15 protein-coding genes are annotated in these 13,740 nt (G+C 65.3%); 10 read left to right on the plus strand and 5 right to left on the minus strand.

Features of this window, described 5'->3' with window-relative positions; all coding sequences use genetic code 11:
* Nucleotide 1: 1 nt before the first annotated feature.
* Nucleotides 2–1,282: an MFS transporter gene (locus GUY30_RS17095; RefSeq protein WP_167200244.1), complete on the minus strand. Its 1,281-nt coding sequence runs from the start codon at nt 1,280–1,282 to the stop codon at nt 2–4.
* 94 nt (nt 1,283–1,376) lie between these two features.
* Here GUY30_RS17095 and GUY30_RS17100 point away from each other — a divergent pair, with 94 nt between their 5' ends.
* Both GUY30_RS17100 and GUY30_RS17105 read left to right on the plus strand, forming a co-directional pair.
* Nucleotides 1,377–1,946, plus strand: a complete 570-nt coding sequence (locus GUY30_RS17100; RefSeq protein ID WP_167200246.1) for an isochorismatase family protein — start codon at nt 1,377–1,379, stop codon at nt 1,944–1,946.
* 43 nt (nt 1,947–1,989) lie between these two features.
* The gene (locus GUY30_RS17105) at nt 1,990–2,412 is read left to right on the plus strand and encodes an OsmC family protein (protein ID WP_039211873.1); all 423 of its coding nucleotides are present in this window, start codon (nt 1,990–1,992) and stop codon (nt 2,410–2,412) included.
* Between the two features lie 85 nt (nt 2,413–2,497).
* Here the strand turns inward: GUY30_RS17105 and GUY30_RS17110 are convergent, their stop codons facing one another.
* From GUY30_RS17110 to GUY30_RS17120, 3 genes are all read right to left on the minus strand, one after another.
* Nucleotides 2,498–3,358: a PPK2 family polyphosphate kinase gene (locus tag GUY30_RS17110; protein ID WP_167200249.1), complete on the minus strand. Its 861-nt coding sequence runs from the start codon at nt 3,356–3,358 to the stop codon at nt 2,498–2,500.
* A 59-nt stretch (nt 3,359–3,417) separates the two neighbouring features.
* Nucleotides 3,418–4,269 carry a hypothetical protein gene (locus GUY30_RS17115; protein ID WP_167200252.1) on the minus strand — a complete coding sequence of 284 codons (852 nt, stop codon included), beginning with the start codon at nt 4,267–4,269 and terminating at the stop codon, nt 3,418–3,420.
* 104 nt (nt 4,270–4,373) lie between these two features.
* Complete coding sequence (locus tag GUY30_RS17120) at nt 4,374–5,060, minus strand: trimeric intracellular cation channel family protein (protein WP_167200255.1); 687 nt, start codon at nt 5,058–5,060, stop codon at nt 4,374–4,376.
* 142 nt (nt 5,061–5,202) lie between these two features.
* Between GUY30_RS17120 and GUY30_RS17125 the strand changes: the two genes are divergently transcribed.
* Nucleotides 5,203–6,075, plus strand: a complete 873-nt coding sequence (locus GUY30_RS17125) for an alpha/beta hydrolase (protein WP_167200258.1) — start codon at nt 5,203–5,205, stop codon at nt 6,073–6,075.
* A 68-nt stretch (nt 6,076–6,143) separates the two neighbouring features.
* Here GUY30_RS17125 and GUY30_RS17130 read toward each other — a convergent pair whose 3' ends face one another.
* Complete coding sequence (locus GUY30_RS17130) at nt 6,144–6,647, minus strand: OsmC family protein (protein WP_167200263.1); 504 nt, start codon at nt 6,645–6,647, stop codon at nt 6,144–6,146.
* Between the two features lie 108 nt (nt 6,648–6,755).
* On the opposite strand from GUY30_RS17130, the gene GUY30_RS17135 reads away from it, so the two are divergent.
* The 7 genes from GUY30_RS17135 to GUY30_RS17165 all read left to right on the plus strand — a co-directional run bounded on the left by GUY30_RS17135 (nt 6,756) and on the right by GUY30_RS17165 (nt 13,694).
* The gene (locus tag GUY30_RS17135; protein ID WP_228281511.1) at nt 6,756–8,345 is read left to right on the plus strand and encodes a molybdopterin-dependent oxidoreductase; all 1,590 of its coding nucleotides are present in this window, start codon (nt 6,756–6,758) and stop codon (nt 8,343–8,345) included.
* A 160-nt stretch (nt 8,346–8,505) separates the two neighbouring features.
* Nucleotides 8,506–9,198, plus strand: a complete 693-nt coding sequence (locus GUY30_RS17140) for a fasciclin domain-containing protein (RefSeq protein WP_228281513.1) — start codon at nt 8,506–8,508, stop codon at nt 9,196–9,198.
* Between the two features lie 130 nt (nt 9,199–9,328).
* Complete coding sequence (locus GUY30_RS17145) at nt 9,329–9,991, plus strand: sigma-70 family RNA polymerase sigma factor (RefSeq protein WP_167200266.1); 663 nt, start codon at nt 9,329–9,331, stop codon at nt 9,989–9,991.
* Entirely contained in the window at nt 9,988–10,875 is an 888-nt protein-coding gene (locus GUY30_RS17150) for an anti-sigma factor (protein ID WP_167200269.1), read from the plus strand. The genes GUY30_RS17145 and GUY30_RS17150 overlap by 4 nt, the downstream gene beginning before the upstream one ends.
* Before the next feature lie 43 nt (nt 10,876–10,918).
* The gene (locus tag GUY30_RS17155) at nt 10,919–11,509 is read left to right on the plus strand and encodes a class I SAM-dependent methyltransferase (RefSeq protein WP_167200272.1); all 591 of its coding nucleotides are present in this window, start codon (nt 10,919–10,921) and stop codon (nt 11,507–11,509) included.
* Nucleotides 11,510–11,610: 101 nt separating this feature from the next.
* Nucleotides 11,611–13,041 carry a sensor histidine kinase gene (locus tag GUY30_RS17160; RefSeq protein ID WP_167200275.1) on the plus strand — a complete coding sequence of 477 codons (1,431 nt, stop codon included), beginning with the start codon at nt 11,611–11,613 and terminating at the stop codon, nt 13,039–13,041.
* Nucleotides 13,038–13,694 (plus strand): response regulator, encoded by a 657-nt coding sequence (locus GUY30_RS17165; protein ID WP_167200278.1) that lies wholly within the window; start codon nt 13,038–13,040, stop codon nt 13,692–13,694. The genes GUY30_RS17160 and GUY30_RS17165 overlap by 4 nt, the downstream gene beginning before the upstream one ends.
* Nucleotides 13,695–13,740: the final 46 nt, after the last annotated feature.

Consider the following 13,740-nt stretch of genomic DNA (forward strand, 5'->3'; position numbering starts at 1 on the left):
GTCAGGTAGCAATTGGGGCATGGGGGTTGCGTCTTCCTGTGACGGCGTAGGTGCCGATGGCCACTGCTCCGATGGCCAGGACAGTGCCGCCGATGATGACGGCTCCGGGGATCGTGGCGATCGTGCCGAGCACTCCGACGGTGACTCCGGAGAAGGTCTGCATGCCGGGGCCGAACGTCGCATAGGAGCCGATGACGCGGCCGCGGATCTCGGGAGGGGCTTCGAGTTGGATGATCGCCATCTCGGTCGACTCTGCGGTGATCTTCGCGACTCCGGCGATGACGAGCATGATCACGGCCACCCACAGGTGCGAGGTCAGAGCGAAGAACAGCGAACTGAGTCCCATCGCCGCGGCAGCCAGTGCCGCGGCAGCCGGGACGGCCTTGATCCACCCGGTCGCCTCGAGCCCGAAACCGCCGAGCACCCCACCGGCACCCATCGCAAACAGCAGCACCCCATAAGCGAAGTCGCTGTCCCCACCGACCGGATTTAGGATGTCGCCGAACACCGGCATGGCCGTCTGCAGCACTGCCCCGATCGTCGTCGAGGCGAGCGCAGCGAGCAGGAGCATGCCAACGATTGCGCGGTTGTGCCGCACCTCGACGAGCACCTTCAACGACTGCAGCAGCGTCGTTCGTGCAGTGCGCACTCCACCGCTGCGCAGATGTCCGGTGAACGGGGTACGGATGAGGAAGATCGTCAGCGGCAGGTAGAAGACGATGTTGATGAAGATGCCCCAGGTGGCGCCGACTCCGAGTAGCAGGGCGGATCCGACGACCGGGCCGAAGAGGATGCCGAGGCTGCGGAACGTCGCATTGAGCCGGACCGCGCTCGGCAGCTCCTTCCGATCGACGAAGTCGTGGAGCATCATCTGCTCGGCCGGACCCCACAGACATCCGGCCAGTCCGTGGATGACGAGCAGCACGCAGGCCTGCCACAGCTGCAGAGAGTCCGTGAGGAAGAGGATCCCCCAGCACAGAGACACGACCATGAACATGATCTGTCCGATCTGGATGAGGCGGCGGCAGTCGAAGCGTTCGGCCAGAGATCCGGCATAGACGGACAGGAGCAGGAAGGGCAGCCAGTGGCTGATGAGCTGGAATCCGACGAGCGCCGGGGATTCGAACTTCTGCCACAGCACCCAATAGGTGATGACGTGCTCGATATTGTCGCCCATCATCGCCGTGCCCGATCCGACCAGATAGGGCGCAGTCTTCCAGCTGCGCAGCACGCTGAAACGGCGCGGACCGGCGGCACCGTTGTCCTCGGAGAAATCGCTCACTCCCCCATTCTCACACCCGCGGAACCGGCCGGCGTCGAGCTCTTGTCTGCTGGGATCGAGGCGAGGACAATGATCCTTGATCAAGGAGGATCACATGTCCACAGCTCAGCCGCCGACGTCCGCCCGCTCGAACTCCGCCCTTGTCGTCATCGACGTCCAGAACGGAGTGATGCAGGCCAGTTGGAACTCCGAATCCGTCGTCTCCACGATTGCCGATCTCGTCGACCGTGCCCGGAACACCGGCACCGAGGTGGTCTGGGTTCGGCACAGCTCCGGTGAGCTGCCGATCGATTCCCCGCAATGGCAGATCATCGACACGCTCTCCCCCGCCGACGGCGAATCCATCATCGAGAAGACCCACGGCAACACCTTCGAGGACACGGACTTCGAGGAGGTGCTCGCCGGAAAGGACGTCGGCCACCTCGTCGTCACCGGCGCTCAATCGGACGCCTGCGTGCGCTCGACGATCCACGGCGGCTTCGCCCGCGGCTACGACGTCACCCTCGTCACCGACGCCCACACCACCGAGAATCTCACCGAGTGGGGTGCTCCCCCACCGGAGCAGGTCGTCTCCCACACGAACCTGTATTGGCAGTTCGAATCCGGTCCCGGCAGGCACGCTCGAGTGCAGGAATCGAGCGAGGTCGACTTCACCAAACCTTGATCGTCCCAGCTCCTGCCACCCGGAAGTCTGCCATCATTAGTCCATGAGTGAAGACATTCGCAGCATCGAACTGACCCGCATCGCCGAGAACCACTACCGCGCCACCGCCCCGAGCGGAGCGAGCATCGAATTCGGCCGCGGCGAGGGTCTCATGACCCCCGTCGAACTGCTCCTGGCCGCCGTCGCCGGCTGCTCGTCGATCGACGTCGACACCGTGACCAGCCGTCACACCGAACCGACGAAGTTCGACGTCTCCGCGACCGCGGACAAGATCGACGAGGACGGAGCCTCTCGCGTGGACAACGTTCACCTCGACTTCGACCTCGCGTTCCCCGACGACGAGGAGGGCCGAAAGGCCGATGCCCGCGTCGAACGGCTCGTCGGGCTCTCTCACGACAAGTACTGCACGGTCTCACGCACGGTCGAACACCCCACGAAGGTCGACTTCAGCATTCGTCGCGACTGACGTCGCGATTCGTCACGGCAGGTCCCTCGCCGAGGCGGCCCCACGTTCCGCACAAACGTGACCGGCAGCGCCCCGTCGGGTCCCCTCAGCTCTCGGCGAGTCGCTTCTTCTCGATCTCGACGTCGAAATCGGCGGCGGGCCACTGCGGGTCGATGCCTTTGAGGACGTCAAGCAGCAGTCGCTGCACGGCCAGCCGGGCGTACCATTTCCGGTTCGCCGGCACGACGAACCAGGGAGCCGCCCCGGTGGAGGTACGGTCGAAGGCGGCCTGGTAGGCATCCATGTAGTCCGGCCACAGGAGTCGCTCGTCGACGTCTCCCGGATTGTATTTCCAGTGTTTGTCGGCACGGTCGAGCCTTTCGGCCAGGCGCTCCTTCTGCTCGTCCGGGGAGATGTGGAGCATGACCTTGACAATGTGCACCCCTGCCGCGACGAGTTCGGCTTCGAAGTCGTTGATGGCTGAGTAGCGGCGCTCGATCTCGGCGCCGTCGGCGAGTTCGCGGACGCGGCCGATGAGCACATCCTCGTAGTGGGAGCGGTCGAAGACGCCGATCATGCCGGGCCCGGGCACGCGTGGGCGGATGCGCCAGAGGAAGTCGTGGGCGAGTTCCTCGTCGGTGGGTTTCTTGAAGGCCGCGAGTTCGACACCCTGCGGGTCGACGGCGCCGACGACATGGCGGACGATTCCGCCTTTGCCGGCGGTGTCCATGGCCTGCAGGACGAGGAGAACGGCGGGGCCGGATTCCTCGTCGTGGTGAGCGGCGAAGAGGCGTTCCTGCAGATCGCTGAGCTCGGTCGACAGCGCTTCCAGATCCTTCTTCCCCGACTCCTTGTCCCCGTCGTAGCCGGGAGTGGATTCGGGGTCGACCTCGCCGAGGCGGAATCCCTCCCCGGCGCGGAGAAGTGGGGCGGGGTCGGTCGTCCAGTTGCTCGTCGGCTCACTCATGCGTTCATCTTTCCAGGTGGGAAGGGCCGCGTCCATGCCGATGAGTCACAGGTGAACGCTCACCGCCTCGGGTCCTGCGGCGGATGCGGCGGCGGCTGAGGTCCGTCGATGCCCGGCAGCGGGTTCTCGTTCGTCAGTCCGCGCCGACGCCTGTCCTCCAGGTACCTCTGGTAAGCCACATCGCGTTCGGCGGCGGTCATCTGCGGCGTGGACTTGTCCATGACATTGCGCAGCATCGCCAGAACGGTCAGCACCGCCAGGCCGGTCAGCGTCACAGCCACCCAGATCATCGTGGTGAGCAGGCTCGGCGGATTGTCGAAGACTCTCACACCGGCGAAGCCGATGAGGAAGACGAATCCGAGATACGGCAGCAGGAGCCACAGCGCGGCCTTGAAGCCGCCGATCATCATCGGCATCACCACACACATACTCCACGCCATTCCGCCGATGAAGAAGAGCAGGACGAGGAAGAAGCTCGCCGGATCGCTGTTGAGTTCCGCCGCTACTGTTCCGGGCACAGCCCGCTCGCCGAGAAACAACGGCCAGACCAGCGCCACCAACGTGACGATCACTGCGGAAGCGACCACGCTGAGCAGAATCAGCGGGACGAGACCCTCACGCCGGAACCCGTCGTCCGGTCGTTTGTGCTCCATGAACAGGAAGGGAAAGAGAAGCGCAATTACACCAGCAATGATTCCTGACCAGAGGCCATCTGCCTCAATTCTGTCGGTCATGTTCCGCTGGTACATCAGCCCAGTCGACGCGGACCAGATGAAGAAGGTGAAGAAGAGCGCACCGAAGAGGGTGAAGCCGAGGACGCGCAGAAAGTCGCGTGTCCACGTCGGGACCGGTTCCTCCTCGTGCAACGGAAGCGGACCCGGAGGCGGTGGTCCGGGCGGTGTCTCACTCATGATTTCATCCTCGCACAAGCACGGGCGACTGATACCGGCAGCGACGTTTCAGATCCGCCACCGCGAACGTCAACCGGTCAGAGACCGCCCCACAGGCCACACCCTCAGTCCGGTTTCCGGAACACCGACGGCAGCTTCTTCTTCACCCGGCGTCCGGTGTCCCGGTACGACCATTGCCGCATCGGCTGCGGCACCCGCCACTGCAGCTTCCAGGCGAGCATGCGGAACCCGAAGGCGGCGGCTGCGATGATGAGTGAGGCGATGGCACCCAACAGTCCGGTCACCTCGGCGATGATCGTCAGCCCCGAACCGAACAGGGCGGGGATGAGGTAGAGGTCGGTGCCGCGGAAGATCGCCGGATCCTCGCTGGCCACGGCGTCGCGCATGAGTCCGCCGCCGCACGCGGTCAGCGCACCCATGAGCAGCGCCGCCGGATAGTTCGCCCCGGCGGACAGTGCGATCGTCGTACCGGTGACGCTGAAGAGCCCGAGGCCCATCGCGTCGAAGGCGACGATCCAGATCCGTGCCCGGGAGATGTGGGAGCCGATGATGTAGATGAGCAGGGTCGCGATCACCGGCGGGGCGAGGTAGATCGGTTGGCCGATGGCGTTGGGCACTCGGTCGAGGAGCACATCGCGGATCATGCCGCCGCCGATTCCCGTCATCGTGCCCAGCACCAACCCGCCCGTGATATCGAAATCGCGGCGGGCGGCCAACAGCACTCCGGAGACCGCGAAGACGAAGGTGCCGGTGAGGTCGAGGGCGAGGAACAGGAACTCCTGCAGGTTCATCTCCACCTCGGCTCGTCTCGTCGCTCCGTGCCCGGTCCGGTGCCGAGCGTCCTACCAGCCACTGTAATCCGCTTCGACATCCAGTGAGCCATTTGTCTGGTGTTCCGTTCCCCATCGCCGAGGCGGCCGCTAGGCTGAGGAGATGACGCAGCCGACGCTCATCCTCGTCCACGGCGCTTTCGCCACTTCCTTCTCTTTCGCCCCGTTGCAGGCCGAACTCGCCTTCCACGGAGTGCGCTCGGCTGCGGTTGACCTGCCGGGTCACGGTTTCGCCGCCACCTTCCCGCTCGGGTATCAGGCGCCTCAGGACCTCGCCCGGTTCACCTCGGAGCCGGGATCGCTCAGGGGTGTGACCGTCGACGACAATGTCCGGGCTCTCACCGAGGCGGCGGCCCGTGCCAAGGAGCACGGACCGGTGGTCATCGTCGCCCACAGCCGCGGCGGGGCCACATTGACCGCGCTGGCGAATGCGCATCCGGAGCTCATCGACCACATGGTCTATGTCTCCGCATGGGCACCGGTGGACCTCCCGGCCGCCGAATACAATGCCGAACCCGAAATGAAGACCGTCGACAATGCGGCTCTCGCTCGGGCCCTGGCCGGTGATCCCGGGCAGTTGGGACTGCTGCGCTGCAATTTCCGCCAGGCCGACCTGGAAGTCCTCGACGGGTTGAAAGCACTCTTCTGCGCCGACGTCAGCGATGACGAATTCCGCATCTTCCTGAACTCACTGCAGCCGGATGAGAACCTCGACGCGGGAGGGCCCGAACACCGGGCGCAGGCGGGCACGTGGGGGACGATTCCGCGTACGTTTGTCCGCCTCGGCGAGGATCGGAGCGTGCCGACCGCGATGCAGGATCGCCTCATCCGCGAAGGTGATGCGCTCACCCCGGACAATCCCTACCGGGTGCGCACGCTCATGTCGTCCCACGTGGGATGGCTGATCCGCCCCGCCGAGGCGGCCATGCAGATGGCGCAGATCGCCGCCGACGTTGCCGCGGAGTCCGACAGGTAAAGCGCAGGTGCCGACGGAAGAGGCCCCGACCGTGACAGTCGGGGCCTCTCGTTCTCTGCTCAGCCGGTTCAGCTGAGTTGGAAGTTGTCCGGGTTCTTGTACGGTTCGATCTCGACGACCGGGGTGCCCTTGCCCATGAGCAGTTTGGAGATGGGGCAGCGAGCGTGGGCGCGGGCAGCGTACTTCTCGGCGTCGGTGTCCGAGACCCCTTCGATGGAGATGAACGCCTTCGGAGCGAAGTAGAAGCCGTTGCCGGAGGGTTCGTTGTGCAGTTCGACCTCGACGCGCACACGTGAGAGTGCTTCGATCTCGTTGACCGCGAGAACGACCTTGAGCGTTTCACCAAGGCAGGTCGACCAGGCCATGGCAAGGAACTGTTCCGGGTTGTTGCCCTCTTCGACCCGTGAGGTCGGGGCGGTGGACAGGTTCTGGCCGTCTTCGACGCGCACCTCGCCCGAGGTGCCGCCGAGGTTCTCGACCTTCGCGGTGTAGATCGGCGCACTCGGGCTCTTCGGCTCATCCGCATCTCCGGTCGGAGCCTGCGGCTGGGCGTATCCGGGTTTCTCAGTCATTGCACCATGCTACGACAGGCACGCAACAAGGTCACTGGCGTTTCAGTGAATGGTCAGTAACAAAACCCGCAGACCCATCCGCCGTCCCGGCGGCTCCGAATGATCACTATGAATCGGAAAACCCGTGCAACCCACCGTTTCCGCGGCGTCGTGGCAGGCATCGCCGCCGCACTCATGATGTTCGGTCTCGCAGACCTCATCGCGCGTGCCTTCACCCCGAGCGCCGCACCTCTGCTCACCCTCGGTCAGGCGATCATCCCACTGGCTCCCCCGGCGGCGATCAAACCCGTCATCGCCTTGTTCGGTGACAACGACAAACTCGTCCTCGTCCTCTCCACCGGCCTCGGTGCGATCGTCCTCGCCGGGCTCATCGGAGCACTGGCGGTTTCCCGCCGGCGCCTGGCCACGAGGCTGCTGGTTGTCGCCGGGCTCGTCCCAGTCATCGTCATCATCATCCGTCCCGAGGCGGGTGCCTTCGACGTCATTCCCACGTTCATCGGCATCGCGGCCGGCATCGCGGTCTTCGTCATGCTGCTGCGCCTCGGAACACCCCAAACCCTCGCCGAGGCGGCCGACCGTCCCGATATCGCCCCCAGTATCGCCCGCGGCTCCCAGCCGTCGGATCCGCTGAGTCGACGTCGCTTCTTCGGCCTCGCCGGGGCCCTCGGCGCCATCGGGGCCGGCACCATCGCCGCCGGCCAGACCGTTGCTTCGCTGGCTCAGGATGCCGGAGCCGCGGTGGCCAAGCTCGTTCTGCCCACCCCTGCGAAGAAGGCGGCCGCGATCCCTGCGGCCGCGAGCACCGGCGTCGACGGCACGGTCCCCTTCGTCACCGAGGCCAAGGACTTCTACCGCATCGACACGGTCCTCTCACCACCGGTCATCGACCCCGAACAGTGGTCGCTGCGCATCCACGGCATGGTCGAGAACGAGCTCACCCTGACGATGGACGACGTGCTCGACCTGCCCCTCGAAGAGCACCACATCACGCTCACCTGCGTATCCAATCCCGTCGGCGGAGAGCTCGTCGGCAATGCGACCTGGCTCGGCTATCCAGTCCGCGAACTCCTCGCCCGAGCCCGCCCGAGCTCGCAGGCCGATATGGTTCTCTCCCACTCCTTCGACGGATTCACCGCCTCGACCCCGATCGGTGCACTGACCGATGACCGTGCGGCCCTCCTGGCGGTGGGAATGAACGGCGAACCGCTCACCCCGATCCACGGGTTCCCCGCCCGCCTCGTCGTTCCCGGACTCTACGGATTCGTCTCCGCGACGAAGTGGGTGACCGAACTCGAGGTCACCCGCTTCGATGAGAAGACCGCCTACTGGACCGACCGCGGGTGGGATGCCAAAGCCCCCATCCTCGTCGCTTCCCGCATCGAGGTCCCCAAGCCGTTGGCCAAGGTCCCTGCCGGGGACATCCGGGTCGGCGGCACCGCCTGGGCACAGCGTTCAGGGATCGAGCGTGTCGAGGTCAAGCTCGACGACGGCGAGTGGACGCAGGCGGATCTCGCCGAGGAAGTCACGATCGACACCTGGCGGCAATGGCGGGCCGAATTCGCCGAGGTGGCCGCGGGCTCCCATACCGTCACCGTGCGCGCCACGGACAAGGACGGCACCGTGCAGACGTCGAAACGTCGAGATTCGATCCCGAACTCGGCCACCGGGCACCACCACATCCAATTCCGCGTCGAATAGCTGTCCCTCCGGGGCCGCCTCGGCGAAGGAATTCTCATATTTCTTCCCCATCCACCCATCCGAACCGGGCACCGCACCGAATACCCAGTACACAGCGAGCAATGGAGATCACTTCACAGCTGTGCGCGAATACGCATCACTGTTGATTAGGAGAAGAACAATGAAGACACTGCTTCGCACACGCACCGCCACCATCCTCTCGGCCGGCGCCATCGGCCTGCTGGCTCTGAGCGGCTGCGGAATGGACTCCGGATCCGGCGGGGAGGAGTCCGGTTCGGAATCGGGCAGCTCCGAATCCCAGCCCGCTGACTCGGGCGAGTCCGAGATGCCCGACGAGTCCGCCGACTCCTCCATGGCCGATTCCGACCTCGTCGGCAAGGGCTGCTCGGCTTACGCGGAAGCGAACCCGGACGGGGCCGGTTCTGTCGAGGGCATGGGACAGGACCCGGTGGCCACCGCCGCCTCGAACAACCCGATGCTCAAAACCCTGACCAAGGCGGTCTCGGGCAAGCTCAATCCCGATGTCGACCTCGTCGACACCCTCAACGGCGACGAATTCACCGTCATCGCCCCGGTCGACGACGCCTTCGCCGATGTGCCGAAGGACGACCTCGACGCCCTGGCCAAGGATTCGGACATGTTGACGAAGGTCCTGACCTACCACGTCATCCCCGGTCAGCTCTCTCCCGATGAGATCGCCGGTGAGCACGAGACCGTCGAAGGCTCGAAGGTCACAATCTCCGGTGAGGGCGAGGACATGAAGTTCGACGATGCCGGACTGGTCTGCGGCGGCGTCAAGACCGCCAACGCCACGGTCTACATGGTCGACGCCGTGATGATGCCCGGGAAGTGACGACGACACACCGAATGGTGGTGGCCGGGGAACGATCAATGCAGTCGCGATCGGGCCCCGGCCGCCGTCGTCTTCCCCTGCCCCCTGGACGCGGCACGACGCGCAGTCCGAGGGATGACATGATTGGTCAATGAGTTCAGACGATCCGACGGCGTTTCGGCACGGACCCCCGGGGTCCGACCGGCAGGAGAACCACCCACCGGCCGTTGCCGACGCCGGAATCGCCTCGGCGGAAGCGGCCACCGCATCGGATCCCAGCGGTGAGCTGCTGCTGCGGATCGCTGCAGGCGATCGGTCCGCGTTCGACGAACTCTTCACCACCCAATCGCGCATCCTCATGGCCGTGATCCTCCGGATCGTCAAGAGCCGATCACTCGCCGAGGAGGTCCTGCAGGAATGCTTCACCGAGGTGTGGACGCGGTGTTCGGGCTTCGACCCGGCCCGGGGAACGGGCAGGGCATGGCTGGTCACCCTGTGTCGCAGACGGGCCATCGACTGTGTGCGCAGCGTTCAGTCCCAGCAGGACCGTGACTTCGCCGACGGGCTGCGCACCTCCGCCGAGGCGGCTGAGGGAGTCGAGCAGACCGTAATCGATCGGGCGGAGTCGGACCGCACGGTCTCCGCGTTGAAGATCCTCCCCGAGGAACAGAGCACGCCGATCGTCATGGCCTTCTATCAGGGTCTGACCCACGCTCAGATCTCGGAGGATCTCAAGGTGCCGCTGGGTACCATCAAGTCACGGATCAGAGACGGAATGAAGAAGCTGCGAGACGAGTTGGAGGCGAGTCGATGAGCACCGATCGTGATTATCTGGCCGCCGGCCTGGCCTTGGGCGGGCTGAGCGACTCCGAGCTCGCCGAGGCTCAGGCACTTGCCGAGTCCGATGCCGACTTCCGCGCTGAGGTCGCTTCCTATTCCGACGTCATGGCCGAAGCAGCCGAGTCCGATGAACCAGTCGAGGTCAGCTCCTCGACTCGTGAGGCGATTCTGTCGATCCCCGAGAACCACGCCCAGGAGCCGGCACAGGAACCGGCTCCGGAGACGTCGTCAGCCGCCGAGGCGAAGGCCTCACCGGCCGTTGAGACCTCGGTTCCGCCCATCGTCGCTGATGCCTCCAACGATCCTCAGCCGGCACCGACGTCGCTGAGCGACCATCGAGAGGCACGCAGGCCCGCCCCCCGCGCTGAAGGCGCAGGAGATCCACAGCCTCGCCGCATCTCCTGGTTGCCGTGGGTCGCGGCCGCGGCCGCGATCGTTGTCGCCGCCGGTCTCGGCGGGACCCTCTGGCAGCAGCAACAGCGGCAGAACGCCCTGGAAGAGGAGCTGGCCGCGACTCAGCAGCAGTTGGATGATTCTGCCCGTCTCATGGAGGCCAGTGATCTGCGTACGCACACCGAGAAGCTGCCCGAGGGCGGCTCTGTCACTGTTCTCTCTTCCAAGAGCGAGCAGCTCATCCGCCTCAGCCCCAAAGACATCGGACAGCCACCGGCCGGAAAGTCGATGCAGATGTGGGTCATCGGTGCCGACGGCCCGGAAAACGCCGGCCTGATGGCGGATGAGCCGGTGACCATCACCGGCGAAAAGTTCACCGACGGCAGCGTCTTCGGTATCACCGTCGAACCCGAGGGCGGTTCGAAGCAGCCGACCACGGATCCGATCGTCGCCATCGACCTGTAGGGCCGCGAGGAGTAGGCTTCGTCGCACCGGCGAAGGAGCTGACATGTCCGATTTCGAGTGGGATCCGGAGACCTACCTGGCGCTCATGGCCGAGGAGATCCCCGATTACCCGCGCCTGCAGACCGAGGTGGCAGCTGCGGCGGCCACCGGGGCACCGAGGTCAATCCTCGATCTGGGCGTCGGCAGCGGACTGACAGCACAGCGCGTCCTCGAGGCACTCCCGGAGGCCGAGCTGCTCGGCATCGACGCGAGTTCCGAGATGCTCTCCGCTGCCGAGTCGACCCTTGACCCGGAACGCACCCGGTTGCAGCTGGGCCGCCTCGAAGAATCATTGCCGAAGGGGCCGTTCGACCTGGTCATGTCGACGCTCTCCGTCCATCATCTCGACGGCCCCGGCAAGGCCGACCTCTTCGCCCGCATCGCGGCGGTGCTCGATTCCGGCGGGAGGTTCGTCCTCGGTGACCTCATCGTGCCCGCCGATCCGGCGGACGTCGTCACACCGATCGATTGGGTCGACGACACGCCCAGCTCCCTCGAGGAGCAGCTGACCTGGTTCGCCGAGGCGGAGCTGACCACCCGCGTGCACTGGCAGCACCGGGACCTGGCCGTCGTCGTCGCCGAGAAACAGCGCTGATATCGTCGGCTCCCCTCCTCCACCAGCGGTGGGAAGACTGCATCGCAAATTCCCCACTGCGGCGGATACCGGCAGGCCACCGCACTGTCTAAGCTGGAAGGATGACGGAGGATCAGGCACCTGTGCGAACCACCAAGAGCGATGTCTACATCGTCATTGGCCTGGCCGTGTCGTCAATGCTCTTCGCAGTGCTCTACAGCGCCTCCAGCATTCAGGTTCTGAAGGCACCTCTGTGGGCTTGCTGCCTCGCATCCGTCCTCCTCACCGCACCCTTGTTGTATCGGCGCCGGTTTCCGACTCAGAGCGCATTTGCAATCTGCCTCGTCTACTCGGTAGCACTAGTCAACAGCGCCATGGAAATCGGCGTCTCCCAGATCGTCCTGTTCATGGGAATCTATTCGATCGGGCAGTGGCAGCGCAGCCGCAAGGTCGCCTTCTGGTCGCGCTTGCTGCTGTGCATCGGCATGGCGATCCTCTTCACGGTGTCGCTGACCGTCCAGTATCGGGCTCTCGGCGACTTCACCCTTCTGCAGTTCGCTGCGTCCGGTGGAGTGTCTTTCTTGACGAACGTCGCGTTCTTCGGCGGAGCGTGGCTCTTCGGCAACCGCGCATGGAGGCAGCGCAGGCTGTTGGCCGAGCTCCGCGCGGCCAACGCGGAGGTGCGTGAGCAGGAGCAGCAGCTGACCCGGCAGGCTCTCGACCTCGAACGCGTACGCATCGCAAGGGAACTCCACGATGGAGTCGCCCACCATATCGCCGGGGTCGGAATCCACGCCGCTGCCGCACGTCGCAGCCTTGAGAAGAACCCCGCCAAAGCCAAGGAATCGCTCCAGGTCATCGAATCCTCGACCCGCGAGACCGTCGACGAACTCCGCGCCCTCGTCTACACACTGCGTGACACGGACTCGGCGACCGACGACACGGCGGCCACGGACAACGCGACCGCTCCGGGAGGCCAGGCGGCGGACCTTCCCGCCGACAATGCGACGGCGGCATCAACGAAGGGCAACCCCAGCCTCGGCGATCTCCCGGAACTCATCGAATCGGCCCGACGATTCGACCAAACGGTCGAGTACGCGACGATCGGGGAGCCTCGCCCACTCACTCCGATCACCGAGATGTCGATCTATCGCGTCATTCAGGAATCCCTGACCAACTGTTCTCGCTACGCGGGCGCCAGCGCCGAGGTGGACGTACGGCTGCGCTACGGTCGCACCGACCTCGAGGTGGAGGTCAGCGATTCGCGCCCGACAGGCGGTGCGGCCACGTCTGTTTCCGCTGGTGCCCGGTCCGAAGCCGAGGGACGAACTCAGAGCGAAGGACTGGGATTGGGCATCGTCGGTATGCGGGAGAGGATGAGCGCCCTCGGCGGCAGCCTCGAAGCCGGCCCGAAGTCACGCGGCGGTTGGCTCGTCCGTGCTCGCATCCCTTACCCGCGCAGCACTGTCTGCCCGGACGACTCAGCTACTTCTGGAACTGCAGCCCCCGAGGCCCACAATCGCCCCGACAGTTCAGCAAAGGCATCCCTATGACCCGAGTCCTCCTCGTCGACGACCAGTCCATGGTCCGTACCGGCTTCCGCACGATCCTCGAAAGCGAGGACGGCATCACGGTCGTCGGTGAGGCCGAGAATGGGCAGATCGCCATCGACAAGGCCCTTGAGCTGTCCCCCGATGTCATCTGCATGGATGTGCAGATGCCGGTTATGGACGGACTCGAGGCGACAGAGGAGATCGTCCGCCGCGGCGCTGCCGGAGCGGTCCTCATGCTCACGACCTTCAACCGCGACGACTTCCTGTTCCGTGCACTCGATGCCGGCGCAAGTGGTTTTCTGCTCAAAACCGCCGAGGCCGAGCAGCTCATCGACGCAGTGACCGCCTTGGCCGCCGGAGACGGCCTGCTCTCCCCCGAGGTCACTCGCCGTGTCATCGAACGATCCGTGTCCACCCCGGAACCTGCGACGCCGACAGCTCCTGAGCTCGACCACCTCACCGACCGCGAGCTCGAGGTTCTGCAATTGGTGGCGACCGGGGCCAGCAATTCCGAGATCGCCGCGAACCTATTCGTCGGCGAGGCCACCGTGAAGACCCACGTGTCGAACCTGCTGTCGAAACTCGGCATCCGCGATCGCATCCACGCAGTGATCTGGGCGTACGAGAACGGCGTGGCGAAGGTCGGGGGCTAGACAGGTCGCCACTGCCGTTGGCGCCGTCGCTACTCCCTCTCGCTGC

It is taken from the genome of Brevibacterium pigmentatum, from assembly GCF_011617465.1.
Lineage (GTDB): Bacteria > Actinomycetota > Actinomycetes > Actinomycetales > Brevibacteriaceae > Brevibacterium > Brevibacterium pigmentatum.